Source organism: Streptomyces sp. WP-1 (assembly GCF_030450125.1).
Classification (GTDB): Bacteria; Actinomycetota; Actinomycetes; order Streptomycetales; family Streptomycetaceae; genus Streptomyces; species Streptomyces incarnatus.
The window spans coordinates 4,696,387-4,722,820 of sequence record NZ_CP123923.1; the positions used below are offsets into that span (position 1 = coordinate 4,696,387).

Sequence of the window (26,434 nt, forward strand, 5' to 3'; positions counted from 1 at the left end):
CCCCGAGACGCTTCAACACTGCAAGGAGCCGTACCTGTGAGCAGTGCCGACGACCAGACCACCACGACGAGCACCGAGCTGCGCGCCGACATCCGCCGCCTGGGTGATCTCCTCGGCGAGACCCTCGTACGGCAGGAGGGCCCCGAGCTCCTCGAACTGGTCGAGAAGGTCCGCCGCCTCACCCGCGAGGACGGCGAGGCCGCCGCCGAGCTGCTGCGCGGCACCGAACTGGAGACCGCCGCCAAGCTCGTGCGCGCCTTCTCCACCTACTTCCACCTCGCCAACATCACCGAACAGGTCCACCGAGGCCGCGAACTGCGCGCCAGGCGCGCCGCCGAGGGCGGCCTCATCGCCCGTACGGCCGACCGCCTCAAGGACGCCGACCCCGAACACCTGCGGTCCACCGTCCGCCACCTCAACGTCCGGCCCGTCTTCACCGCCCACCCCACCGAGGCGGCCCGCCGCTCCGTCCTCAACAAGCTCCGGCGCATCGCGGCCCTCCTGGACACCCCCGTCCTGGACTCCGACCGCCGCCGCCACGACACCCGCCTCGCCGAGAACATCGACCTGGTCTGGCAGACCGACGAACTGCGCGTCGTACGCCCCGAACCCGCCGACGAGGCCCGCAACGCCATCTACTACCTCGACGAACTCCACGCCGACGCCGTCGGCGACGTCCTGGAGGACCTCACCGCCGAACTGGAGCGCGTCGGCGTCCACCTGCCCGACGAGACCCGCCCCCTCACCTTCGGCACCTGGATCGGCGGCGACCGCGACGGCAACCCCAACGTCACCCCCCAGGTCACCTGGGACGTCCTCATCCTCCAGCACGAACACGGCATCAACGACGCCCTGGAGATGATCGACGAACTGCGCGGACTCCTCTCCAACTCCATCCGCTACACCGGAGCCACCGAGGAACTCCTCGACTCCCTGCGCGCCGACCTCGACCTGCTCCCCGAGATCAGCCCCCGCTACAAGCGCCTCAACGCCGAGGAGCCCTACCGCCTCAAGGCCACCTGCATCCGGCAGAAGCTGGAGAACACCAAGCAGCGCCTCGCCAAGGGCACCACCCACGAGGACGGCCGCGACTACCTCGGCACCGCCGAACTCCTCGCCGACCTCCGCCTCATCCAGGAATCCCTGCGCCGCCACCGCGGCGCCCTCTTCGCCGACGGCCGCCTCTCCCGCACCATCCGCACCCTCGCCGCCTTCGGCCTCCAGCTCGCCACCATGGACGTCCGCGAACACGCCGACGCCCACCACCACGCCCTCGGCCAGATGTTCGACCGACTCGGCGAGGAATCCTGGCGCTACGCCGACATGCCCCGCGAGTACCGCACCAAGCTCCTCGCCAAGGAACTGCGCTCCCGCCGGCCGCTCGCCCCCACCCCGGCCCCCGTCGACGCCGCCGGCGCCAAGACCCTCGGCGTCTTCGGCACCGTCAAGAAGGCCCTCGACGTCTTCGGACCCGAGGTCATCGAGTCCTACATCATCTCCATGTGCCAGGGCGCCGACGACGTCTTCGCCGCCGCCGTCCTCGCCCGCGAGGCCGGACTCCTCGACCTGCACGCCGGCTGGGCCAAGATCGGCATCGTCCCCCTCCTGGAGACCACCGACGAACTGCGCGCCGCCGACACCATCCTGGAGGACATGCTCTCCGACCCCTCCTACCGGCGCCTGGTCGCACTGCGCGGCGACGTCCAGGAGGTCATGCTCGGCTACTCCGACTCCTCCAAGTTCGGCGGCATCACCACCAGCCAGTGGGAGATCCACCGCGCCCAGCGCCGGCTGCGCGACGTCGCCCACCGCTACGGCGTGCGACTGCGCCTCTTCCACGGCCGCGGCGGCACCGTCGGCCGCGGCGGCGGCCCCTCCCACGACGCCATCCTCGCCCAGCCCTGGGGCACCCTGGAGGGCGAGATCAAGGTCACCGAACAGGGCGAGGTCATCTCCGACAAGTACCTGATCCCCTCCCTGGCCCGGGAGAACCTGGAACTGACGGTCGCCGCCACCCTCCAGGCATCCGCCCTGCACACCGCGCCCCGCCAGTCCGACGAGGCCCTCGCCCGCTGGGACGCGGCCATGGACGTCGTCTCCGACGCCGCCCACGCCGCCTACCGCGGACTCGTCGAGGACCCCGACCTGCCGACGTACTTCCTCGCCTCCACACCGGTCGACCAGCTCGCCGACCTGCACCTCGGCTCGCGGCCCTCCCGCCGCCCCGGCTCGGGCGTCTCACTCGACGGACTGCGCGCCATCCCCTGGGTGTTCGGCTGGACCCAGTCCCGGCAGATCGTCCCCGGCTGGTTCGGCGTCGGCTCCGGACTCAAGGCCCTGCGCGAGGCCGGCCTCGACGGCGTCCTCGACGAGATGCACGAACAGTGGCACTTCTTCCGCAACTTCGTGTCCAACGTCGAGATGACCCTCGCCAAGACCGACCTGCGGATCGCCCAGCACTACGTCGACACCCTCGTCCCCGACGAACTCAAGCACGTGTTCGACACCATCAAGGCCGAACACGAACTCACCGTCCGCGAGGTCCTGCGCATCACCGGCGGCACCGAACTCCTCGACGCCCAGCCCGCCCTCAAGCAGACCTTCACCATCCGCGACGCCTACCTGGACCCCATCTCCTACCTCCAGGTCGCCCTGCTCAAGCGCCAGCGCGACGAGGCCGCCACCGGCGGCGAACCCGACCCGCTGCTCTCCCGCGCCCTGCTCCTCACCGTCAACGGCGTGGCGGCCGGCCTGCGCAACACCGGCTGACCCGACGCCACATGGGGGTGCCCCCGGGGTCGTACGACCCCGGGGGCACCCCCATGTCCACTGTCCACTCATGGCTCACTGCACCGCGACGAACGCCGCCGTCAGCAGACCGAGACCCGCCAGCCCCAGCCCCCACGCCAACCGCCGCAGCCGCATCCCGCCCGCGACCACCACCGAGGCCAGCAGCAACGCACCGCCCAGCGGCACCCACGCGTAGAGGATCCCCGCCGAACCCGAACGCAGCGCGTCCGAACCACCCGGCTTCAGCACCACCTCGTACGTCCGCCCCGCACGCACCGCGACCGGCTCCGCGATCTCCACCCGCGCCCGCGCCCGCGCCCCCGCCGACGTCGGCGTGAACGCACCGCTGCACCTGCCGCCCGAGCAGGCGGTCACCCTCACCGTGCCCTGCTCGCGGCCCTTGGTCAGCAGCACATGCTGGGCGTTCCCCCAGGAACCCCACACCCCCGCGAACACGATCAACGCGGCGAGCGCGCCCATCACCGCGACCCGCCCGAACCACAACGCGGACACGGACGCCTGACGAGCGGAACGACCGCCGGTGGGAGACATGGCCGGGATCATTGGCCATACCCCTACGACCGGTCAACTCGGCCCGTCGGCAAAGCCGTACAAGTCAGGAGTTGTACGTGCCCTGCGCCCGCTCAAGCCCCTCGATCACCAGAGCCTCCACCGCGTCCGCCGCACGGTCCACGAAGTAGTCCAGCTCCTTGCGCTCCGCGGCGGAGAAGTCCTTCAGCACGAAATCCGCCACCGGCATCCGGCCCGGAGGACGACCGATCCCGAACCGGACCCGGTGGTACTCCGCGCCCATCGCCTTCGTCATCGACTTCAGACCGTTGTGCCCGTTGTCCCCGCCGCCCAGCTTCAGCCGCAGCGTGCCGTAGTCGATGTCCAGCTCGTCGTGCACGGCCACGATGTTCGCCACCGGCACCTTGTAGAAGTCCTTCAGCGCGTTCACCGGGCCACCGGACAGATTCATGTACGACGTCGGCTTCGCCAGGATCACCCGGCGACCGGCAGGACCCGCGGGCCCGATCCGGCCCTCCAGCACCTGCGCCTGCGCCTTCCCCGCCCGCTTGAACTTCCCCCCGATCCGCTGCGCGAGCAGATCCACCACCATGAAACCGACGTTGTGCCGGTTCATCGCGTACTCCGACCCAGGATTCCCGAGCCCGACAACCAACCAGGGCTCATTGGCGGGGGTGGTCACGTCCATGTCTCCTTGATACGCGCCAGCCGCCGCTCCCCGCGAGGGAGAGCGGCGGCTGAACAGATGATGACGGGGCGAGGATCAGGCCTCGGCAGCCTCGTCGCCCTCGGCCGCGGCCTCTTCGCCCTCGGTCTCCTCGGCCTGGGCCTGGAGGACCTGGAGAACGACGGCGTCGTCCTCGACGGCCAGCGAGACACCGCTGGGGAGCTTGATGTCCTTGGCGTGGACGGAGGCACCGGCCTCCAGGCCCGCCACGGAGACGGTGACCGACTCCGGGATGTGCGTGGCCTCGGCCTCGACCGGCAGCGCGGACAGGACGTGCTCCAGCAGGTTGCCACCCGGGGCCAGCTCGCCCTCGGTGTGCACCGGAATCTCGACGTTGACCTTCTCGCCGCGCTTGACCAGCAGCAGGTCGACGTGCTCCAGGAAGCCCTTCAGCGGGTCGCGCACGACCGACTTCGGGATCGCCAGCTCGTTGGTCTTGCCGTCGATGTCCAGGGAGATCAGGACGTTCGGCGTACGCAGCGCCAGCAGCAGCTCGTGACCCGGCAGGGTCAGGTGCACCGGGTCGGAACCGTGGCCGTACAGAACACCCGGGACCTTGTTGTCACGGCGGATGCGGCGGGCCGCACCCTTGCCGAACTCGGTGCGGGACTCGGCGGCGATCTTCACCTCGGACATGTGGATCACTCCTCGTAGTAACTAGGAACGGACGTGGTCACCCGGCCACGAACGGCCTGCTACGAAGAGCGCGTCGATAACGGACCGCCGTACGCACGCGTACGGCCTCCCTCGCCGAGCAACTCCAGAAGCTTACCCGGACCCGGAGGCCGTACCAAAAGGATCTTCAACTAGCCGCGAAAGGCCGCCTGAAGAAACCTCACTGCTCGTCGAAGAGGCTGGTCACCGAACCATCCTCGAACACCTCACGCACCGCACGCGCGATCGTCGGAGCGATCGACAGCACCGTGATCTTGTCCTGCTCCCGGCCCAGCTCCGCCGGCGTCGGCAGCGTGTTCGTGAACACGAACTCACTCACCCGGGAGTTCTTCAGCCGGTCCGCCGCCGGACCCGACAGCACACCGTGCGTCGCCGTCACGATGACATCCTCCGCACCGTGCGCGAACAACGCGTCCGCGGCCGCGCAGATCGTGCCACCGGTGTCGATCATGTCGTCCACCAGCACACACACGCGACCCTCGACCTCACCCACGACCTCGTGGACGGTCACCTGGTTCGCCACGTCCTTGTCACGCCGCTTGTGCACGATCGCCAGCGGCGCGCCCAGCCGGTCGCACCAACGGTCCGCCACCCGCACCCGGCCCGCGTCCGGCGACACCACCGTCAGCTTGTTCCGGTCCACCTGCTCACCCACGTAGTCCGCCAGCAGCGGCAGCGCGAAGAGATGGTCCACCGGACCGTCGAAGAAGCCCTGGATCTGATCCGTGTGCAGATCCACCGTCAGAATCCGGTCGGCACCCGCCGTCTTCATCAGATCCGCGATCAGACGCGCCGAGATCGGTTCACGACCCCGGTGCTTCTTGTCCTGACGGGCGTAACCGTAGAACGGCACGATCACCGTGATGGAGCGGGCCGACGCGCGCTTCAACGCGTCGATCATGATCAACTGCTCCATGATCCACTTGTTGATCGGAGCCGTGTGGCTCTGGATCAGGAAGCAGTCCGCACCACGGGCCGACTCCTGGTAACGAACGTAGATCTCACCGTTGGCGAAATCGAAGGCCTTCGTCGGGACGACCCCGACACCCAGCTGCTGGGCGACCTCCTCGGCAAGCTCGGGGTGGGCGCGGCCGGAGAAGAACATCATCTTCTTCTCGCCGGTCGTCTTGATCCCGGTCACAGCACTGTCTCCTCAGAGGTTGTCTCAACCCAGCCGACGTCTCGACCGGCCTCCCGTCCGAGCGTGAGAGACCGAAACAGCTGGTAAGGGTGCGGGTGCACACGTGCGGATGTGCACTTATCACGGTACGCCGACTTTGACGCACTCGTTTCCGGTCAGTCCTCGTTCCTGCCCTGCCGGGAAGCGTCCTCGGCAGCCCTCGCCGCCGCACTCCCCGGCCGCTTCCGAGCCACCCAACCCTCGATATTCCGCTGCTGACCACGGGCCACGGCCAGCGAACCGGGCGGCACATCCTTCGTGATCACGGACCCGGCGGCGGTGTACGCCCCGTCCCCCACCGTGACAGGTGCCACAAACATGTTGTCCGAACCCGTACGGCAATGCGACCCGATCGTCGTGTGATGCTTGTCCTGCCCGTCGTAGTTCACGAACACACTCGCCGCACCGATGTTCGTGCCCTCACCGATCGTCGCATCCCCCACGTACGACAGATGCGGCACCTTCGTGCCCTCACCGATCCGCGCGTTCTTCGTCTCGACGTACGTCCCGATCTTGCCCTTCGCACCGAGCCGCGTCCCCGGACGCAGATACGCGTACGGCCCCACACTCGCCTGCGCACCCACCACGGCCCCGTCCGCCACCGTGTTGTCCACCCGCGCCCCCGCGCCCACCTTGGTGTCCTTCAGCCGGCTGTTGGGACCGACCTCCGCGCCCTCCCCGAGATGCGTCGCACCGGACAGCTGCGTACCCGGATGCACCACCGCGTCCCGCTCGAACGTCACCGTCACGTCCACCCACGTGGTCGCCGGATCCACCACGGTCACACCGTCCAGCATCGCCAGCGTCAGCAGCCGGTCGTTCAGGATCCGGCGCGCCTCCGCCAGCTGCACCCGGTTGTTGATCCCCGCGATCTCCCGGTGATCACCCGCAACCGACGCCCCGACCCGGTGCCCGGCCTCGCGCAGGATCCCCAGCACATCGGTCAGGTACTCCTCGCCCTGGCTGTTGTTCTTGCGCACCTTCGTCAACGCGTCCGCCAGCAGCCGCCCGTCGAACGCGAACACCCCGCTGTTGATCTCCAGGATCGCCCGCTGCTCCGCGCTCGCGTCCTTGTGCTCCACGATCGCGGTCACCGCGCCCGAGGCCGCGTCCCGCACGATCCGGCCGTACCCGGTGGCGTCCGGGACCTCGGCGGTCAGCACGGTCACGGCGTTGCCGTCGGCGTGATGGGTCTCGGCGAGCGCGCGCAGGGTGTCGGCGGTCAGCAGCGGGGTGTCGCCGCAGACCACGACGACGGTGCCGGTGACATCGCCGCCCAGCTCCTCCAGGCCCATCCGTACGGCGTGTCCGGTGCCGTTCTGCTGCTCCTGCACGGCGGTGCGGACGGCCGGGTCGGTCTCCGTCAGATGCGCGGTGACCTGCTCACGGGCGTGGCCGACGACGACGACCAGGTTCTCGGGCTTCAACTCGCGGGCGGCGGCGAGCACATGGCCCACCAGGGAGCGGCCGCAGATCTGGTGCAGCACCTTGGGTGTGGCCGACTTCATACGGGTGCCCTCACCCGCTGCGAGAACGACGACGGCTGCCGGGCGGATGGCACTCACGGTTTGCCCTTCGGCTCTGAGGGTGGGAACAGCCGCAGGATACCGGGGCGGGGTTTGAGGGATATGGGGGCGGGCCCTGACGGGGCGGTTTGCCGGTCAGGGCCCGAACGTGGGTCTTGTGCGCTGTGGCTCCCCCGCAAGGATTCGAACCTTGTCCTGCTGGTACCAAAAACCAGTGTGCTGCCAGTTACACCACGGGGGACAGCGGTTCAGACCTTACCCGAGACGTTCGTCGGCCTGGGCCACGATTCCGGTCCACCAGCCCTCGATTCGGTTGTACAGATGGGCGCTTCGGGCCACCACGACTACCAGGCATCCGTGGTAGTCGTCCCCGGTGTTCTTGCGGACCGTCCTGGGGTTGTGCTTCTTGAGGGTCGGCTTCGCGAAAACGGAGGCGTCCGCGTCGACGATCCCCGCCCAGTGACGATGGGCTGCCTCGACATCAGCGGACTCGTGGATGAGCAGCCGGAAGGACAGGCGACCGCGGTCCACACCCAGCAGGTCCAGCCAGGCCAGGTAAGTCTTGATCACGCCGGGGTCGCTGTTGACGAACACCGCGCGTTCGCGGCGGTCGTACGGCTTGCTCTTCGAGCCCTCCGCCCAGTACAGCGCGATTCCCGCCGTGAAGAGCTCGCGGTCGGTCAGTTCTCCGATCTCCCGCAGCGCGGAGACCTTGGACTCCTCACGCTTCCCGCGCTCGACAGCCCGGTGCTGTGCGAGGCCCTCCCGCATGAGCGCGTGCTGCTCCTCCGGCGTGTACCGGGGCTCGGGCCTCGGCAGGTCTCGCACCCACAGCGACACCGAACTGCGGGAGCAGCCCAGTTCCGCCTCGATCCGGTCGTAGGTCCAGCCCTGGCGCCGCAGCTCCCTGGCCCGTTCCCGGAGGTCGTCCTTGGCGTTCGGGCGCTTCGTCCAGGCGGGCGGGGGCTCGCCCTTGACCAGTTGGTTGAGGAGGTCGTTGTTGAAGATCTTCAGCCGGTCGCGGATCTGGCGGAGGCTGTGCCCCGCCCGCCGCAGCGCCACCGCCTGTTCCCGCAGGCCCTCGAAGTCGGCGTATTTGCCGTGCGTATGTGCCATGGGCATACCGTCCAGGCGGAATGAGCCATTCCGGGGTCGAACACGGAGGGTTCACCAGTTCGAGGGATAGGGGGAGGTTTCGACACGGGTCGGTCACGGAGTGTGGTGTGTGGAGGTAGGTGAAAGTCACCGGAAAAGCCGCGCGCGTCGCCCGTAGGCTGGACGCATGACCATGACGGGGGAAGAGCACACCAGGGGGCTGACCGGCCCATGGTGGTGGCCGCGCCGGCGCAGCGCGGTGTTCGACGGCGCGCTGGCGCTGGCGTCCGCGCTGGAGTGCGGCGCGGAGGGGATCGGTTTCGCCCGGGACGCGGGGATCCCGGTCCTCGCGGGTGTTCTGTTCGGCCTCGTGGCCGGATCCGTGCTGCTGGTGCGGCGCAAGTGGCCGGTCGCCGTCGTGCTGGTGGCGATCGCGGTGACCCCGGCGCAGATGGGTTTCCTGCTGGGCATCGTCGGCCTGTACACGCTGGCCGCCGCCGAGGTGCCGCGCCGGGTGATCGGTGCGCTGGCGGGGATGTCGCTGGCGGGCACGGCGGTGGTGACGTTCGTACGGGTGCGGCAGGACATGGCGCGGGGCGATCTGACGCTCGGTGACTGGTTCGTGCCGTTCGCCGCGGTGGCGACGGCGCTGGGGCTGACGGCTCCGCCGGTGCTGCTGGGGTTGTACGTGGGGGCGCGGCGGCGGTTGATGGAGAGTCTGCGGGAGCGGGCGGACAGTCTGGAGCGGGAGCTTCAGCTGCTCGCGGAGCGTGCCGAGGAGCGTGCCGAGTGGGCGCGGGGTGAGGAGCGGACGCGGATCGCGCGGGAGATGCACGACGTGGTGGCGCACCGGGTGAGTCTGATGGTGGTGCACGCGGCGGCGTTGCAGGCGGTGGCGCGGAAGGATCCGGAGAAGGCGGTGCGCAATGCGGCGCTGGTGGGGGACATGGGGCGGCAGGCGTTGACGGAGTTGCGGGAGATGCTCGGGGTGTTGCGGGCGGGGGAGGGGGATCAGGTCGCGGGCCGGCGTCCGGTGGGGGTGCCGTTGGCGGCGGTGGGTGAGGCGGCTGCCGCGGCTGCCGCCGCTGCTTCGCGGGTGGTCGAGGAGGCCGGTGAGGGGCCGTGTCTGTCGGAGCTGGAGGAGTTGGTGGGGCAGTCCGCGGCGGCGGGGATGGTGGTGGAGTTTTCGGTGCAGGGGGAGGCGCGGTCGTACGCGGCGGAGGTGGAGCAGACGGCGTACCGGGTGGTGCAGGAGGCGCTGACGAATGTGCACAAGCATGCGGCGGGGGCGAAGACGCATGTGCGGTTGGCGCATCGGGTGTCGGAGATCGCGATGCAGGTGGAGAACGAGCCGCCGGTGGAGCCGGGCTCGGCGTCGGCGGCGGGTCTGCCGTCGGGGGGCAATGGTCTGCTGGGGATGCGGGAGCGGGTGCTGGCGTTGGGCGGGGTGTTCGTGTCGGGTCCGACGGATGCGGGGGGTTTCCGGGTGTCGGCGGTGATTCCGGCGGTGTAGGGCGGGGTTTCCCGGGAGACCTCGGATCCCCGGACGGGGCCTCTGGGCCTCTGGCCCTCCGGATCCCCGGCCTTCCGGATCCCCGGCCTTCCGGATCCCCGGCCTTCCGGATCCCCGGCCTTCCGGATCCCCGGCCTTCCGGATCCCCGGCCTTCCGGATCCCCGGCCTTCCGGATCCCCGGCCTTCCGGATCCCCGGCCTTCCGGATCCCCGGCCTTCCGGATCCCCGGCCTTCCGGATCCCCGGCCTTCCGGATCCCCGGCCTTCCGGGCCCCCGGTCCTCCCGGATCCCCGGTCCTCCCGGATCCCCGGCCCTCCGGCCCCCTGTGGGTCATCCGGCCGTGAGCCGTGCCGGTTCTGTTCCGGTGACGAGGGTGGCCAGGGCGTGGTCGATGTCGGGGCCGAGGTACCAGTCGCCGGTGTGGTCGAGGGCGTAGACGCGGCCTTCGGTGTCGATGGCGAGGGCGGCGGCGGTGTCGGTCTCGGTGCCGAGGGGGCAGAGTTCGGTGCCGAGGGCGCGGCCGAGGTCGCCGAGGGTGCGGGCGAGGTGGCGGCCGTGCAGGGGGTCGAGGTGGAGGGTGGCGGGGGCGATCTGGCGTCCGCTGCCGCCGGGGGCGATGTGCAGTCCGCCGAATTCGGCCCAGGCCTCGACGGCGGCGGGGAAGACGGTGTGCCGGTGTCCGGCGGGTGAGGTGTGTTCGCGCAGGGTGTCGGCCCAGATCTCGGCCTGTTTTATGTCCCAGCGTCCGGGTTGCCAGCCGGCGGCGCGCAGGGCGGCGTCGACGGGGACGGAGAAGCGCGTGGTGGAGGTGCGGTCGGCGTGCATCGGCCCTTCGTTCGTCGTGCTGACGGGGTGGTGCGGGGTGTCCGCGTGGTCAGTCGTTGCTGGCGGGGTCGACGACGCGGACGCCGAAGTGTGAGGTGAGGGCGCTGCATGCGCGGCAGGGGGTGGCGAAGCTGCCGTGCAGGGGGTCGCCGTCCTCGCGTATGCGGCGGGCGGTGAGTTTGGCGTGTTTGAGGGCTTTGCGGGCTTCGCCGTTGGTCATGGGTCTGCGGGAGGCGCGTTTGCTGCGGGTGGCGTCGGCGGCGGCGAGGTGCCGGGAGATGAGGATGGTCTCGGCGCAGCGGCCGGTGAAGCGGTCGCGTTGGGCGCTGGGGAGGGTGTCCAGGAAGTCCTGGACGAGGGGGTGCAGGGTGGGGGGTTCCTCGCTGCGGGCGGCGGTGCCGGTGAGGGTGGTGCCGTGGACGGAGAGGGCGGCGGCGACGGTGGGCAGGATGCCGTCGCGGCGTTGTCGCAGGGTGGGTGCGGTGGGTGCTTCGGTGCCGCTCCAGTCGATGCGCGGGTCGCCGGCGCGCACGTCGGTACCTCCGGTGTGCAAGGTATTCATGTTGGCTTTCCCTCCCCGGGCTGTCCCCCGAAGGACACAGGGTGCCAAATGCCGTGGGTCGTGCGGAAGCTGGGGCGGTGCGACACGCCCGTGATGGGTGGGGTCGGTCACGGTGGGGTGACGGCTGGTCACGGAGGTGGGGTGGGGGTGGCGGGTGGTGGTTGTGGTGTGTGTCGCGGGGGCGCGGTGGGCCGGTGACCGGGGTTCGGGTACCGCTTAGGCTGTCGGCATCCGCGATGGACACCGCCGTTCAGGCCTTAGTGAACGCCTCAGGGGGCAACCGCCATGACGACAGGTCGGCTCGGGCTGGGGGCACCTCCCGGCCGCCAGGGGGGACAGGCCGTGCCGCCGAACGCGGCGTACGCGGGGCAGGTCGTGCATTTCCCGGATCCGGTGCGGGCGGCGCGTCATCCCGGTGGGGTGCGGGTCGACGAGCGGGGTTTTCCGGACTTCTCGCCGTATGCGCGGGTGGCGGTGGAGATCGCGGAGCCGCCGGAGGGTTTCGGCGTCGACGAGTTGCGGCTGACGGACTATGTGTCGGCGAACGCGGCGCTGGCGGCGGCGGGGCACGAGTGGTGGGACACGGTGCCGGATGTGGCGACGCCGCACGGCTGGACGTGGCATCACGTGGTGGGTACGCGGCGTCTGGAGTTGGTCCCGGTCGATGTGAAGGCGTTGCTGCGGCATCACGGTGGGGTGGCGACGGCTCCGGTGGATCACGGCAAGCGGGGCACGCGGCCGTTGCAGGAGACGCGGCCGGCGCATTTCGGTCTGCCGAAGTCGGGTGTGGCGGTGACCGAGGCGCAGGTGCAGGGCGTCGAGGAGGATCTGGGGTACCGGTTGCCGGGTGCCTATCGTGACTTCCTGAAGGCGGCGGGTGGTTGTGCTCCGGTGGGTACGGCGCTGGTGGCCGAGCTGGGGTTGCTGCTGGACCAGCCGTTCTTCACGGTGCGGGACGAGGCCGCGGTCAATGATCTGGTCTATGTGAACAAGTGTCTGCGCGACCACCTGACGAAGGACTATCTCGGGGTGTCGTTCGTGCAGGGCGGGTTGCTCGCGGTGAAGGTGCGGGGCGAGCGGCTGGGTTCGGTGTGGTTCTGCGCGTACGACGATGTGCGGGACGTGGATCCGTCGTTGCCGCCGGCGGAGCGGGTGGAGCGTCTGCTGCTGCCGTGCGGTGATGACTTCGACGCGTTCCTGTCCCGGCTGGCGGGTAATCCGCCGGAGTTGGAGACGGTGGCGAATCTGATGGTGGACGGCGGTTTCGCGCGTGTCGTCCCGGTGTCTTCCGGCCCGGTGGGGGAGTGAGCTGACGGCGATGGTGACGTACGCGCAGGCGCAGGAGCGCGCCGAGGAGTGGATCAACGGCGATGTGCCCGCGTATCAGCACCGTGAGGTGCGGGTGCGGGAGTTCGAGCTGGGGTTCGTGGTGTGGGGCGAGGACCGGGCGGAGGGGCCGCGGTCGGACGCGGGTGCGCAGCGGCTGGTGATCGCCCGGGACAGTGGTGAGGCCACGTTGTGGCCGGCGTTGCCGGTGGGTGAGGTGATCCGCCGGTACGAGGAGGAGTACGGCCGTCCGGACGGGCCCGAAGAGGCGGCGGCGGCGCCCGCGGCGGCGCGGTTGGATCTGAATCAGACGTCGTTCCTGCTGACTCCTCCGGAGTGGTTGCAGGAGGCGGCGGACAAGATGGGGATCGGGGAGCGGCGGCAGCCGGCCGCGGATTCCGGTGCCTCGCCGGGGGCGGGGGTCGCGGGTCCGGGTGTGTCGCAGGGCACCGAGGTCGCGGGTTCGGGTGTGTCGCAGGGCGTCGGGGACGCGGGTTCGGGCGCGTCGGAGGGGGCGGGTGTTCCGGCCGGGGGCGACCTGGCGCGGACGCAGGCCGGGCCTCCGTCGGCTCCCGCCGCCCCCGCGGCCCCTGCCCCTGCCGCTCCCGTGGCTTCTCCCGCTCCCGCCGATGTGCCGGTGGGGGCGACCCCCTGGGCCGGTACGGACACGAACGGGGGTGCCGGTGAGGACGACGACCGTTCGGTGCCGTTGCCCGCGACGGTGTTCGCGCCGCCGCTGAGCGGTTCCGACGAGGACGTGCCGCCGCCGGTCTCGGTGCCGGACGCGAAGACGGCGCTGATGTCGGGCGGCAGCCAGTTGCCGCGCACGGCGGTCGCTCCGGCGCTGGATCTGCCGGACGCGCCGGGTGGTGCACCGCTTCCGGGTGGTGCGCCGCTTCCGGGTGGTGCGCCGGGCGCGCCGATGGGGAGTACGCCGCTCCCGCCGCCGGGTGCCCCGGCCTACGGTCATCCGCAGGGTCCCGGTGCGCCGGTGCCTCCGGGCAGCACGCCGCCGCCGGCCGTTTCGCCGCAGGGTTATCCGCAGGCACCGGGCGGCCCCGACGCGCCGCGGGCTCCGGGCGGTCCGGGTGTTCCGGCCGCCGGTCCCGGTGCGGCCGGGCGTCCGCTCGCGCCGAACGCCGGGGACATCGCGGACGCCGCGACGAGCAAGGCCGCGCCGCCGACGAAGGCGCGCGGCGGGGTGGGCGCGCCGCCTCCGCCGCCGGGCGCCCCGGGTGTGCCGGGCGCGCGTCCGGGGAGTGTGCCGCCGCCGCCCGCGCCGGGCGGGTACGTGCCGACGCGTCTGGTGTCCGCGATCGACCCGGAGGGCCTGGAGGGCTCAAAGGGGCAGGACGGTACGGCGGGCGGTCCCGGCGCGCCGGGTGCCCCCGAGCCGCCCGCGACGCCTCCGGGCGACGTACACCACGCGGCCACGATGCTGGCCGGTCCCGGCCCGATGGGACCCGGCGCCCCGCAGCCTCCGGCGGCCCCGGGGATGCCGGGCGCGCCTGGTGCGCAGGGCGCCCCCGGTATGCCGGTCCCGCCCGGCGCTCCGGGTGCCCCCGGTGTGCCCCCCGTCCCCGGTGCGCCGCAGCCTCCCGGCGCTCCCGGTATGCCCGGTGCCCCCGCGGCGCCGGGTGCGCGTGGTGCCGTACACCAGGCGGAGACCATGCTGGCGGCGCCTCCCGTGGGCGGTCCCGGTGTGCCCCCGCCGCCCGCGATGCCCGGTGCTCCCGGTGTGCCTCCGGGGGTGCCCGGTGCGCCGTCGCCGATGCCCCCGGCCCGGACGGCGGCCCCTGTGCCGGGGCAGCCGGGGGCGTACGGGTATCCGCAGGCCGGGCAGCCGACGGTGGGCCCGGGGTACCAGGCCGTGCTGCGGTACCGGGCGCAGGACGGTTCGGAGCAGCAGCTGATCCGGCGTTCGGCGCCGGGTACGCCGCATCCGGAGTGGCAGATCTTCCATGAGCTGCGCTCGATGAACGTGCCGCCGGACCAGGTGCTGGAGCTGCACACGGAGCTGGAGTCGTGCGAGCTGCCGGGTGCCTACTGCGCGCGGATGATCCGGGAGCAGTGGCCGCAGGCGCGGATCACGAGCATCGCGCCGTACGGCACGGACCACGCGAGCCGGCAGCAGGGGATGCGGCAGCTGCTCGCTCATCAGGGTGAGTTGCATCAGGTGGCGGACGGTCCCGCGCGGCCCGCGCCGGTGCGTGCGCCGTTGCCGCCGGTGCAGGTCGCACCGCCGGTGCCGCCGGAGGTCGCCGGGCAGGAGCTGGCGGCGGCGTTCGGGCCGGGGGTCTTCCGGTTCGAGCAGCAGGCGGTGTCCCGGCAGGGGGTGCCGCCGGTCGTGGCGCACACCCTGGTGGTGGCCGGGCTGCCGGTGGACATGGGCCCGTTCTTCTGGGCGCAGGCCCAGCCGGGCCGTCCGGTGCCGACGCTGGCGGAGCTGGCGGCCGAGCGCGGGGTGCGGCCCGCGCCGGACGCGGGGTCGTACCTGGTGATGGGCACGGACTTCGGCAAGGCGCTGTGTGTGCAGTACGGGACGGCGCACATCGTGGCCGTGCCGGTGGAGGCCGGTCCGGGTGGTGCGCCGGTGCCGCCGCAGTTCGTGAACACCGGGCTGCCGGAGTTCGTGCGCGCTCTGGCGCTGCTGGGCCGGATGTGGCGGCTGCGGTACGGGCTGAACCAGGAGCAGGCGGGCCGCTGGACCGTCGACTTCCAGGCGCAGCTGGCCGCGTTGGACCCGGCGGCGCTGGGTTCGCCGGAGAGCTGGTGGTCGGTGCTGCTGGAGCAGATGTGGGACGGGCTGCTGTAGGCCGGCCCGCCGGAGCACCCCGGGAACGGTGAACGCGGCACTCCGCCCGTGACACGGCTGCGGAGTGTCGCGTTATGAACAGTTAAGCCCGATCCGTCACGATGTGCGCGAACTCTTGCTGTCGTGCATGTCCGTCGGAGAGGGGTTCCCGAGGTGAGCTGCGCATGGATGCCGCCGAACGGCTTCGCGACCGGCCGGGGGCGCGGTTACCGCCCAGAGCAGGTCGAGGCGTACCTGGAGGCGCTGTCCGGGGACCGGGACGCCGCGTGGGAGCGTGCCGCGCGGCTGACGGTGCTGGCCAAGGACATGGCGGCGGAGGCCGCGCGGCTGCGCGAGGTGGTCTCCCGGCTTCAGCCGCAGGAGTACGACACGCTCGACGACGGCGCCCGCCGGCTGTTCCAGCTCGCGCTGGAGGAGGCGCGGCAACTGCGGGAGCGCGCGCGGTGCGAGGCGCGTGACGAGATCGCGCGGGCGGCGGCGGACGCGGAGGGCGTGCGCCTGGCCGCCCAGCAGGACGCGGACGCGCTGCGTGCCGAGGCCGACGAACGCGCCCGCCAACTCCTGCTCGCCGCCCGCGCGGAGGCCGACGATCTCCGTGTCGGCGCGCGGCGCGCGGTGCGGGAGGGGCGCAAGGAGTCCCTGGAGGCGCTGCGCGAGGTACGGCGGCGCACCGCCGACCTGCTCGCCGAGCGGTCCCGGGAACGGGCCGAGCACTGGGCCGGTGCCGAGCGCGCGGAGACCGGGGAGGCGGCGGTCCTGGGCGCGCGCGAAGCCGAGCGGATGGCCCGCGCGGAGGCGGAGGCGGCCGCGGCGGAGCGGGCGTTGGAGGAGGCGGAGGAGTACGGGCGCCGGTGCGAGGAGGAGGCGCACGCCCGCGCGGCCACGATCGTCGCCGAGGCCCATGCCCGCGCCGAGCGCATCGCCCAGGAGACGGAACGGGTCCTGGGCGAACACAGCGCGGCCTGGGACGACGTGCAGGCCCACATGGACCATGTGCGCGGCAAGCTGACGGCGCTGACGGGCCAGGCGGCCGTGGAGTAGCGACGGGGGGCGAAGGGGGCGACGGGGGGGCGGGGGCGGACCCGCCCCGGGGCGGAGACGAACCCTGAGAACGGGTCCATCCAGGGGTGGGGGTCCCCTAGGGGTATCTCCGTACAACGGGTCGGGGAGGGCTCGTCCCGGCGGAGGACGAGCCGGGGCAGGGGTGTTCCTTACTCTGGCTTTACGCCGCTGGGGGGCGGTCGTCCCGACCGGAGGGGTGGGGTTTTCCCCCTGCTGAAGAGGGGGCTCCGCACCAGCGCGCCGCACCCTCGTGGGACGCGAGACTCATCGAAGTGGCCGGGGCCACGCACGGCGCGGACAGCACCGCGTACGGACGTGGCCGCAACCCGCACGCATCGCAACTCGCACGCATCGCAACCCGCACGCACCGCAACCCGCACGCACCGGAGCACCGGGGCACCGCACACGCATCTGCCGACCGATATAGGAGACATACCGTGACAACGGCTGTGACCATTCCCAGGCACGGGGGCACTGGAGGGCTGACGGCCGTTGCCGCGCGGGCGCGGCAGGTCGTGAAGGCGTACGGCTCCGGGGAGACCCGTGTCGTCGCCCTGGACCACGTCGACGTGGACATCGCCAGAGGCCGCTTCACCGCGATCATGGGTCCCTCGGGGTCCGGCAAGTCCACGCTGATGCACTGCCTCGCGGGCCTGGACACCGTGACGAGCGGTCAGATCCATCTGGCCGAGACCGAGATCACCGGTCTGAAGGACAAGAAGCTCACCCGGCTGCGCCGGGACCGGATCGGCTTCATCTTCCAGGCGTTCAACCTGCTGCCGACGCTGAACGCCCTGGAGAACATCACGCTTCCGATGGACATAGCCGGCCGCAAGCCCGACCGGGCCTGGCTGGACCGGGTCGTGGAGACCGTCGGCCTCGCCGGGCGGCTCAAGCACCGGCCGACCCAGCTGTCCGGCGGCCAGCAGCAGCGCGTCGCCGTGGCCCGCGCGCTCGCCGCCCGCCCGGAGATCATCTTCGGCGACGAGCCGACCGGAAACCTGGACTCGCGGGCGGGCGCCGAGGTGCTGGGCTTCCTGCGCCGCTCGGTGGACGAACTCGGCCAGACCATCGTCATGGTGACCCACGACCCGGTCGCCGCCTCGTACGCGGACCGGGTGCTGTATCTCGCCGACGGCCGGATCGTCGACGAGATGCACCAGCCGACGGCCGATCAGGTCCTGGACCGCATGAAGGACTTCGACGCCCGGGGACGCACGTCATGACCGTGCTCAGAACCTCGCTGCGCAACTTCTTCGCGCACAAGGGCCGCATGGCGCTCTCGGCGGTCGCGGTCCTGCTGTCCGTCGCCTTCGTCTGCGGCACCCTGGTGTTCACGGACACCATGGACACCACCTTCGACAAGCTGTTCCAGGCGACCGCCTCGGACGTCACGGTCAGCGCCCAGGGCTCCTCCGACACCGGCCAGACCACCTCCCGCACCGGCAAGCCGCCGGTCATGCCGGCCTCCGTCGTCGGGACCGTGCGCAGGACGCCGGGCGTGCGGTCGGCCGAGGGCACGGTGTTCTCCACCTCGGTGACCGTGATCGACGCCAAGAAGGACAAGCTGTCCCCGACCAGCGGCGCCCCGACCATCGTGGGCAGCTGGAACGGCAACGACGCCCGCACCATGGAGATCACCACCGGCACCGCCCCCAAGGGCCCGGACCAGGTGATGGTCGACAAGGACACCGCCGCCAAGCACCATCTGAGGCCGGGCGACGAGATCGGCATGATCTCGGTCGTGGGCACGCACCACGCCCGCGTGTCCGGCATCGCCGCCTTCAAGGTCACCAACCCCGGCGCGGCGATCTTCTACCTGGACACGAAGACCGCCCAGCAGACCCTGGTCGGGCGCACCGGTGTCTACACCGACGTCGATGTCACCGCCGCCAAGGGCGTGACGGACGACCAGCTGAAGAAGAACGTGACGGCCGCCCTCGGCCACGGCTACAAGGTGCGCACCGCCAAGGAGGTCGCCGACGCCAACCAGAAGAGCGTCGAGAGCTTCCTGAACGTCATGAGGTACGCGATGCTCGGCTTCGCCGGGATCGCCTTCCTGGTCGGCATCTTCCTGATCGTCAACACTTTCTCCATGCTGGTCGCCCAGCGCACCCGCGAGATCGGCCTGATGCGCGCCATCGGCTCCTCCCGCAAGCAGGTCAACCGCTCCGTGCTGATCGAGGCGCTGCTGCTCGGTGTGATCGGCTCCGTGCTCGGTGTCGGCGCGGGCGTCGGCATCGCGGTCGGCCTGATGAAGCTCATGAGCGGCATGGGCATGGACCTGTCCACGGACGATCTGACGATCACCTGGACCACGCCCGCGCTCGGCCTGCTGCTGGGCGTCGTGGTCACCGTCCTCGCGGCCTGTCTGCCCGCCCGCCGGGCCGGCAAGGTCTCCCCGATGGCCGCCCTGCGCGACTCCGGCACCCCGGGCGACGCCAGGGCCGGTGCCGTGCGCGCCGTGCTCGGACTGGTGCTCACCGGCGCCGGCGGCTGGAGCCTGTACGCCGCCGCGACCGCCGACAAGGCCACGTCCGGGTCGAGCCTGCTGGGCGTCGGCGTGCTGCTCACCCTGGTCGGCTTCGTGGTGATCGGCCCGCTGCTCGCCGGCGGTGTGGTCCGCGTCCTCGGCGCGATCATCCTGCGGGTCTTCGGCCCGGTCGGTCGGATGGCGGAGCGCAACGCACTGCGCAACCCGCGCCGCACCGGTGCCACCGGCGCCGCCCTGATGATCGGCCTCGCCCTGGTGGCCTGCCTGTCCGTGGTCGGCTCCTCGATGGTGGCCTCGGCCACCGACCAGCTGGACAAGACCGTCGGCGCGGACTTCATCATCCAGGGCGACCAGGAGTTCACCTTCGTCAAGCCGCAGATGGTCCAGCGGATCAAGGCCACGCCCGGCCTGGAGCGGGTCACCGAGTACAAACTGCTCGACGCCACCCTGCGCACGCCCGACGGCAAGGTCTCCAGGAACCGGACGATCAACGCCGCCGACGCCACGTACGCGAATGACCTGCGCACCAAGACGGTCGCCGGTGACCTCGCCGACGCCTACCGGCCCGACTCCATGTCCGTCTTCGAGGGCTTCGCCGAGGAACACGGCATCAGGCTCGGCTCCACCGTCACGGTCGGCTTCGAGGACGGCGGGTCCGCCAGGCTGACGGTCCGCGCCATCACCAGCGACGACGTCGTGATCGACAAGGGCGCGATGTACGCGTCCATCGCGACCGCCGCGAAGTACGTTCCGGCGAGCAGGATGCCGCTGGACCAGCTGGTCTTCGCCACCGCCGAGGACGGGCAGCAGGCCGCCGCCTACGCGTCGCTGAAGCGGACGCTGCACGCCGACCCGGCCCTGACGGTGCGCGACCAGACCGACTACAAGAAGGTGCTCAAGGACCAGATAGGCCAGCTGCTCAACATGATCTACGGTCTGCTGGCCCTGGCGATCATCGTCGCGGTCCTCGGTGTGGTGAACACCCTGGCCCTGTCGGTGGTGGAGCGGACCCGGGAGATCGGCCTGATGCGGGCCATCGGCCTGTCCCGCCGCCAGCTGCGGCGCATGATCCGCCTGGAGTCCGTGGTGATCGCCGTCTTCGGCGCGCTGCTCGGCCTCGGCCTGGGCATGGGCTGGAGCGCGACCGCCCAGCGGCTCCTCGCCCTCCAGGGGCTGAACGTCCTGGACATCCCCTGGCCGACGATCACCGCCGTCTTCATCGGCTCCGCCTTCGTGGGCCTGTTCGCCGCCCTCGTCCCGGCCTTCCGCGCGGGCCGCATGAACATCCTGACCGCCATCGCCACGGACTAGCCACCGCCGGCCCGGCCGACGACCACCGCATACGGGGGTTGCGGGGGAGCACCCGGTACCGAGGGGTCCTGGGGGACTTCTCGGTGCCTGGGCTTTGTCCGTCCACTTCTCGGCCGACCGAGTCGGGTGGTGGGTGGGCATAGGCCGGGGGTCCAGGGGGCGGAGCCCCCTGGGAGGGTGACCTGGACGCGGGGCAACGGGGAACGGGGTTGTCCACAGGCACCGGCGCCAACCTCGACGGCGTCGTACGCTGGACACCCCCGGTCGCGCCCCGCGCCGGGCTGCTTGCGTTGCCCACCCTGGACGGAAAGCCCCATGAGCCTGCACGGTCTGCTCGACGCCATCGTCAAGGACCCCGCCCTCGCGGAAGCGATCACGGCGGCCGCGGACGGCAACCGTATGCACGTCGACCTCGTCGGTCCCCCCGCCGCCCGCCCCTTCGCTCTCGCCGGCCTCGCCCGCGAGAGCGGCCGTACGGTGCTCGCGGTCACGGCCACCGGCCGCGAGGCGGAGGACCTGGCCGCGGCGCTGCGCTCGCTGCTGCCCGCCGAGGGCGTCGTGGAGTACCCCTCCTGGGAGACGCTGCCGCACGAGCGCCTCAGCCCCCGCAGCGACACCGTCGGCCGGCGCCTCGCCGTGCTGCGCCGCCTCGCCCACCCTCGCGCCGACGACCCCGAGACCGGGCCGGTCTCCGTCGTCGTCGCGCCCGTGCGCTCCGTGCTCCAGCCGCAGGTCAAGGGCCTCGGTGACCTGGAGCCGGTGGCCCTGCGCACCGGTCAGAGCGCCGATCTGAACGAGATCGTGGAGGCTCTCGCCGCCGCCGCGTACGCCCGCGTGGAGCTGGTGGAGAAGCGCGGCGAGTTCGCGGTGCGCGGCGGCATCCTGGACGTGTTCCCGCCCACCGAGGAACACCCCCTGCGCATCGAGTTCTGGGGCGACGACGTCGAGGAGATCCGCTACTTCAAGGTTGCCGACCAGCGCTCCCTGGAGGTCGCCGAGCACGGCCTGTGGGCGCCGCCCTGCCGTGAGCTGCTGCTCACCGACCAGGTGCGCGAGCGCGCCCGGGTGCTCGCCGAGGAGCACCCGGAGCTGGGCGAACTCCTGAACAAGATCGCCGAGGGCATCGCGGTCGAGGGCATGGAGTCCCTCGCCCCCGTCCTGGTCGACGACATGGAGCTGCTCCTCGACGTGCTGCCCCAGGGATCGATGGCCGTGGTCTGCGACCCGGAGCGGGTCCGTACCCGGGCCGCCGACCTGGTGGCCACCAGCCAGGAGTTCCTCCAGGCGTCCTGGGCGGCCACCGCGGGCGGGGGCGAGGCGCCGATCGACGTCGGCGCGGCCTCCCTGTGGTCCATCGCCGACGTCCGCGACCGGGCGCGCGAGCTGGACATGATGTGGTGGTCCGTCTCGCCCTTCGCCGCCGACGAGGAACTGGACGCGGGCACCCTGAAGCTGGGCATGCACGCGCCCGACACCTACCGCGGCGACACCGCCCGGGCACTCGCCGACACCAAGGGCTGGCTCGCCGACGGCTGGCGCATGGTGTACGTCACCGAGGGCCACGGCCCGGCCTCCCGCACCGTCGAGGTGCTCGGCGGCGAGGGCATCGCGGCCCGCCTGGACACCGACCTCGGTGAGCTGAGCCCCTCCCTCGTGCATGTCTCCTGCGGCTCGATCGAGTACGGCCTCGTGGACCCCGGGCTCAAGCTCGCCGTGCTCACCGAGACCGACCTGTCCGGGCAGCGCACCGCGAGCCGCGACGGCGCCCGGATGCCGGCCCGCCGCCGCAAGACCATCGACCCGCTCACCCTGGAGCCGGGCGACTACATCGTCCACGAACAGCACGGCGTGGGCCGCTACATCGAGATGGTGCAGCGCACCGTGCAGGGCGCCACCCGCGAGTACCTGGTCGTGGAGTACGCCCCCGCCAAGCGCGGCCAGCCCGGCGACCGCCTCTACATCCCCACCGACCAGCTGGAGCAGATCACCAAGTACGTCGGCGGCGAGGCGCCCACCCTGCACCGCCTGGGCGGCGCGGACTGGACGAAGACCAAGGCGCGCGCCAAGAAGGCCGTCAAGGAGATCGCGGCCGACCTGATCAAGCTCTACAGTGCCCGCATGGCCGCCCCCGGCCACGCCTTCGGCACCGACACGCCCTGGCAGCGTGAGCTGGAGGACGCCTTCCCGTACGCCGAGACCCCGGACCAGCTCACCACCATCGCCGAGGTCAAGGACGACATGGAGAAGTCGATCCCCATGGACCGCCTGGTCTGCGGCGACGTCGGCTACGGAAAGACCGAGATCGCGGTGCGGGCCGCCTTCAAGGCCGTACAGGACGGCAAGCAGGTCGCGGTCCTGGTGCCGACGACGCTGCTGGTGCAGCAGCACTTCGGGACGTTCTCCGAGCGGTACGGACAGTTCCCGGTGAACGTGAAGGCGCTGTCCCGGTTCCAGACCGACACCGAGGCCAAGGCCGTTCTGGAGGGGCTGCGCGAGGGCTCGGTGGACGTCGTCATCGGCACCCACCGGCTGTTCTCCTCCGAGACCAAGTTCAAGGACCTGGGCCTGGTCATCGTGGACGAGGAGCAGCGCTTCGGCGTCGAGCACAAGGAGCAGCTGAAGAAGCTGCGCGCCAACGTGGACGTGCTCACCATGTCCGCCACCCCCATCCCGCGCACCCTGGAGATGGCGGTCACCGGCATCCGCGAGATGTCGACCATCACCACCCCGCCCGAGGAGCGCCACCCGGTGCTCACCTTCGTGGGGCCGTACGAGGAGAAGCAGATCGGCGCCGCCATCCGGCGCGAACTGCTGCGCGAGGGCCAGGTCTTCTACATCCACAACCGGGTCGAGTCCATCGACCGCGCCGCCGCCCGGCTGCGCGACATCGTGCCCGAGGCCCGTATCGCCACCGCGCACGGGCAGATGTCGGAGGCGGCCCTGGAGCAGGTCGTGGTCGACTTCTGGGAGAAGAAGTTCGACGTGCTGGTCTCCACCACCATCGTGGAGTCCGGCATCGACATCTCCAACGCCAACACCCTGATCGTGGAGCGCGGCGACACCTTCGGCCTGTCCCAGCTGCACCAGCTGCGCGGCCGGGTCGGGCGTGGCCGCGAGCGCGGGTACGCGTACTTCCTGTACCCGCCGGAGAAGCCGCTCACCGAGACCGCGCACGAGCGGCTCGCGACCATCGCCCAGCACACCGAGATGGGCGCGGGCATGTACGTGGCGATGAAGGACCTGGAGATCCGCGGCGCCGGCAATCTGCTCGGCGGCGAGCAGTCCGGGCACATCGCGGGCGTCGGCTTCGATCTGTACGTGCGCATGGTCGGTGAGGCGGTCGCGGACTACCGGCGGCAGCTGGAGACCGGGGAGCCTTCGGCGGGAGGTGCGGAAGAGGCCCCGCTGGAGGTCAAGATCGAGCTGCCCGTCGACGCGCACGTCCCGCACGACTACGCGCCCGGCGAGCGGCTGCGCCTCCAGGCCTACCGCGCCATCGCCTCCGCCAACTCGGAGGAGGACATCAGGGCCGTCCGCGAGGAACTCACCGACCGCTACGGCAAGCTGCCCGAGCCGGTGGAGAACCTGCTGCTGGTGGCCGGGCTGCGGATGCTCGCGCGGGCCTGCGGGGTCGGCGAGATCGTCCTTCAGGGCACCAACATCCGCTTCGCGCCCGTCGAGCTGCGCGAGTCGCAGGAGCTGCGCCTCAAGCGGCTGTATCCCGGTACGGTCGTCAAGGTGGCCGCGCACCAGGTGCTGGTGCCCCGCCCGAAGACCGCGAAGGTGGGCGGCAAGCCGCTGGTCGGGCGCGAACTGCTGGCGTGGGTCGGGGAGTTCCTGGCCTCGGTGCTGGGATCCTGACCCCGCCCGGACCCCGGGTGTGAGCCGGCGCACGGACGAACGGTCCGTGCGCCGTTTCTCGGCCGCCGTGTGCCCCACCTCACGCCCCGCTTGCCCCTGAATCCTCCCTTTGGGACCCATCTGCCGCTCCGGAACGGGCAGTTACCGTAAGGGGCGGAACGATCCGCCCCGCTTCCGAGGGCGGACCCGCGAGGGCGAGCGAGGGGGGCGTGGCATGACGCGTCTGAAGAGTGGGGCGGTCTGCGCGGTGGTCGTACTGGCCGCCGCGACGGGCTGCAAGTCGGGCCAGGACAAGGGGGCCGCCGGCCCCGAACCGAAGAGCGGCGGCGGTGCCGTACTGACCGCCGCGAAGGCACTGCCCGTCAAGGGCCGCGCTCCGAAGACCGGTTACTCCCGGGAGCGGTTCGGCAGCGCGTGGGCGGACACGGACTCCAACTCCTGCGACACCCGGGACGACATCCTCAAACGGGATCTGAAGGACGTGAAGTTCACCGGCGGCACCTGCAAGGTCACCTACGGGCTGCTGGATCCCGACCCGTACTCGGGCAAGGACATCACCTACCGGCGCGGCGCCAGCAAGGTCGACATCGACCATGTCGTCGCCCTCTCGGACGCCTGGCAGAAGGGCGCCAAGTACTGGGACGCGAACAAGCGGATCGCGCTGGCCAACGACCCGCTCAACCTCATCGCGGTCGACGCGAGCGCCAACCGCGGCAAGGGCGACGGCGACGCGGCCACCTGGCTGCCGCCGGACAAGGACTACCGCTGCTCGTACGTGGCGACGCAGGTGGCGGTGAAGAAGAAGTACGGCCTGTGGGTCACCTCCGGTGAGAAGGCGGCGATGGAGAAGGTCCTCACCGCCTGCCCGAACCAGAAGCTGCCCTCCGGCGGCAACCCGACCGAGGCCCCGGCACGCTTCAGGGCCCGTTAGGGCCCGTCAAGCCCCGCCGCGGCCAGGGGCGTTCGTCAGCGGACGCGGGGCGGCGGGGCCGGGCGGCCCGCCTTCTCCCAGCCGACGAAGGTGTTGGTGCGGGCGTACACGAACGCCTTCACCGGGTCGGTGGAATAGGTCCAGGGCATGCTGCCGACGTACCCGCCGATCGCCCGGAACTGCTCCACCGCCTCCGCGTACCGCTTCTTCTGGAACAGCATCTCGGCCAGCAGATGCCGTACCGGCGGCAGCCGGTGGTGCCCGGCCGGGACCCGGTCCACGGCGTCCAGGGTGGCGTCGATGGCCGGGTCGACGAACGGCTGGGCGTACACGGGCTCGTCGGGCTCGCGGACGGCGTGCTCGTACAGCGCGTACAGGCGCAGCGCGGGCAGCAGGCTGCCGGGCGGGGCGGTGGCCGCGGCCTGCTCGGCGAACGCGTACATCAGTTCGTGCGAGCCGCGCCACTTGGCGCACCAGTACTGGAGCGCGCGGTCATGGGCGCCGAAGTGGTGCGGGTCGCGCGCAGTGATCTCGGCCCACAGGGCCCGGAAGTCGTCGTGGCCCCAGCCGAGCCCGAGGGCGATGGTGATCTGGGCGATCCAGGGGCAGGGGTCCTCGGGCGCCATCCGCGCGGCCTCCCGGCAGGCGGGCAGCGCCTCGGCCAGCAGCCGGTGGAAGCCCTCGAACTGCTCGGCGGTGGTGTGCTTCGCCGCCTTCGCGCCGCGGACCTTGCCCGCCAGCGAGACGAGCGCGTCGGCGTGCACGAGCGCGGCGGCCGGGTCGCCGGGGTACGCGGCGCGCCAGGCCGTGACCCAGGAGTCGTCCTCGACGGCGGCGTCCACCAGGATGCCCAGCCGGTACCAGCGCAGATCCCAGTCGCGGCCCGCGTCGGCGAGATAGCCGGCGGCCCGCCGCCAGTCACCGGCGAGCGCGGCCGCGGCCACCGCGTCGGCCTCCGGGTCGGGGCCCGCGTACCGCTGGTCGAGCTGTGCGGCGGGCACCAGGCCGTAGGCGGCCGCGTCGATGGTGACCGGCGCCTTGGCCTTCTCCTCGGCCTTCTGGGCGCGCGCCTTGCGGATGTTGCGCGGGATGGTGACGGCCGCGTAGGCGAGGACGCCGACGCCGGCTATGTCGATCAGGACGTTCATGAACGGGTCTTCCGGGTGATTCGGGGCCGCCTGGGGGAGGTGACCGGGGAGAGCGGGGCGA

The 26,434-nt window shown here is 71.6% G+C and carries 18 protein-coding genes and 1 tRNA gene; 9 read left to right on the forward strand and 10 right to left on the reverse strand.

Annotation, left to right across the window (positions count from 1 at the left end):
* The first annotated feature begins 36 nt into the window (after positions 1-36).
* Positions 37-2,769 (forward strand): phosphoenolpyruvate carboxylase, encoded by a 2,733-nt coding sequence (ppc, locus tag QHG49_RS20645; RefSeq protein WP_301490632.1) that lies wholly within the window; start codon positions 37-39, stop codon positions 2,767-2,769.
* 75 nt (positions 2,770-2,844) lie between these two features.
* Here the strand turns inward: ppc and QHG49_RS20650 are convergent, their stop codons facing one another.
* The 7 genes from QHG49_RS20650 to QHG49_RS20680 form a co-directional block, all read right to left on the reverse strand.
* Positions 2,845-3,354 carry a hypothetical protein gene (locus tag QHG49_RS20650; RefSeq protein ID WP_201300579.1) on the reverse strand — a complete coding sequence of 170 codons (510 nt, stop codon included), beginning with the start codon at positions 3,352-3,354 and terminating at the stop codon, positions 2,845-2,847.
* Between the two features lie 52 nt (positions 3,355-3,406).
* Positions 3,407-4,009 (reverse strand): aminoacyl-tRNA hydrolase, encoded by a 603-nt coding sequence (pth, locus tag QHG49_RS20655; protein ID WP_301490633.1) that lies wholly within the window; start codon positions 4,007-4,009, stop codon positions 3,407-3,409.
* A 75-nt stretch (positions 4,010-4,084) separates the two neighbouring features.
* The gene (locus QHG49_RS20660; protein ID WP_159702124.1) at positions 4,085-4,684 is read right to left on the reverse strand and encodes a 50S ribosomal protein L25/general stress protein Ctc; all 600 of its coding nucleotides are present in this window, start codon (positions 4,682-4,684) and stop codon (positions 4,085-4,087) included.
* 199 nt (positions 4,685-4,883) lie between these two features.
* The gene (locus QHG49_RS20665; protein ID WP_046427674.1) at positions 4,884-5,864 is read right to left on the reverse strand and encodes a ribose-phosphate diphosphokinase; all 981 of its coding nucleotides are present in this window, start codon (positions 5,862-5,864) and stop codon (positions 4,884-4,886) included.
* Between the two features lie 155 nt (positions 5,865-6,019).
* Positions 6,020-7,468 (reverse strand): bifunctional UDP-N-acetylglucosamine diphosphorylase/glucosamine-1-phosphate N-acetyltransferase GlmU, encoded by a 1,449-nt coding sequence (glmU, locus tag QHG49_RS20670; protein ID WP_145490820.1) that lies wholly within the window; start codon positions 7,466-7,468, stop codon positions 6,020-6,022.
* A 126-nt stretch (positions 7,469-7,594) separates the two neighbouring features.
* Positions 7,595-7,670, reverse strand: a tRNA-Gln gene (locus QHG49_RS20675).
* Positions 7,671-7,684: 14 nt separating this feature from the next.
* Positions 7,685-8,545, reverse strand: a complete 861-nt coding sequence (locus QHG49_RS20680) for a hypothetical protein (protein ID WP_301490634.1) — start codon at positions 8,543-8,545, stop codon at positions 7,685-7,687.
* Between the two features lie 166 nt (positions 8,546-8,711).
* Here QHG49_RS20680 and QHG49_RS20685 point away from each other — a divergent pair, with 166 nt between their 5' ends.
* Positions 8,712-10,037 (forward strand): sensor histidine kinase, encoded by a 1,326-nt coding sequence (locus QHG49_RS20685; RefSeq protein WP_301490635.1) that lies wholly within the window; start codon positions 8,712-8,714, stop codon positions 10,035-10,037.
* Positions 10,038-10,368: 331 nt separating this feature from the next.
* Here QHG49_RS20685 and QHG49_RS20690 read toward each other — a convergent pair whose 3' ends face one another.
* Positions 10,369-10,863, reverse strand: coding sequence for an SUKH-3 domain-containing protein (locus QHG49_RS20690; protein ID WP_159702118.1), 495 nt, complete (start codon positions 10,861-10,863; stop codon positions 10,369-10,371).
* A gap of 49 nt (positions 10,864-10,912) precedes the next feature.
* Positions 10,913-11,425: a YwqJ-related putative deaminase gene (locus tag QHG49_RS20695; protein WP_301490636.1), complete on the reverse strand. Its 513-nt coding sequence runs from the start codon at positions 11,423-11,425 to the stop codon at positions 10,913-10,915.
* A 285-nt stretch (positions 11,426-11,710) separates the two neighbouring features.
* On the opposite strand from QHG49_RS20695, the gene QHG49_RS20700 reads away from it, so the two are divergent.
* The 7 genes from QHG49_RS20700 (at position 11,711) to QHG49_RS20730 (ending at position 25,225) form a co-directional block, all read left to right on the forward strand.
* Complete coding sequence (locus tag QHG49_RS20700; RefSeq protein ID WP_145490830.1) at positions 11,711-12,733, forward strand: SMI1/KNR4 family protein; 1,023 nt, start codon at positions 11,711-11,713, stop codon at positions 12,731-12,733.
* A gap of 10 nt (positions 12,734-12,743) precedes the next feature.
* Positions 12,744-15,566 (forward strand): SUKH-4 family immunity protein, encoded by a 2,823-nt coding sequence (locus tag QHG49_RS20705; protein WP_301490637.1) that lies wholly within the window; start codon positions 12,744-12,746, stop codon positions 15,564-15,566.
* A 168-nt stretch (positions 15,567-15,734) separates the two neighbouring features.
* Positions 15,735-16,607, forward strand: coding sequence for a cellulose-binding protein (locus QHG49_RS20710; RefSeq protein ID WP_159708261.1), 873 nt, complete (start codon positions 15,735-15,737; stop codon positions 16,605-16,607).
* 458 nt (positions 16,608-17,065) lie between these two features.
* Entirely contained in the window at positions 17,066-17,854 is a 789-nt protein-coding gene (locus QHG49_RS20715; protein WP_301490638.1) for an ABC transporter ATP-binding protein, read from the forward strand.
* On the forward strand, positions 17,851-20,433 hold the full coding sequence (locus QHG49_RS20720) for an ABC transporter permease (RefSeq protein WP_301490639.1): 2,583 nt from the start codon (positions 17,851-17,853) through the stop codon (positions 20,431-20,433). The genes QHG49_RS20715 and QHG49_RS20720 overlap by 4 nt, the downstream gene beginning before the upstream one ends.
* Before the next feature lie 315 nt (positions 20,434-20,748).
* On the forward strand, positions 20,749-24,294 hold the full coding sequence (mfd, locus tag QHG49_RS20725) for a transcription-repair coupling factor (RefSeq protein ID WP_301490640.1): 3,546 nt from the start codon (positions 20,749-20,751) through the stop codon (positions 24,292-24,294).
* A 214-nt stretch (positions 24,295-24,508) separates the two neighbouring features.
* Entirely contained in the window at positions 24,509-25,225 is a 717-nt protein-coding gene (locus QHG49_RS20730) for an HNH endonuclease family protein (protein WP_301490642.1), read from the forward strand.
* Between the two features lie 35 nt (positions 25,226-25,260).
* Here the strand turns inward: QHG49_RS20730 and QHG49_RS20735 are convergent, their stop codons facing one another.
* Complete coding sequence (locus QHG49_RS20735; RefSeq protein WP_301490643.1) at positions 25,261-26,373, reverse strand: hypothetical protein; 1,113 nt, start codon at positions 26,371-26,373, stop codon at positions 25,261-25,263.
* Positions 26,374-26,434 lie beyond the last annotated feature (61 nt).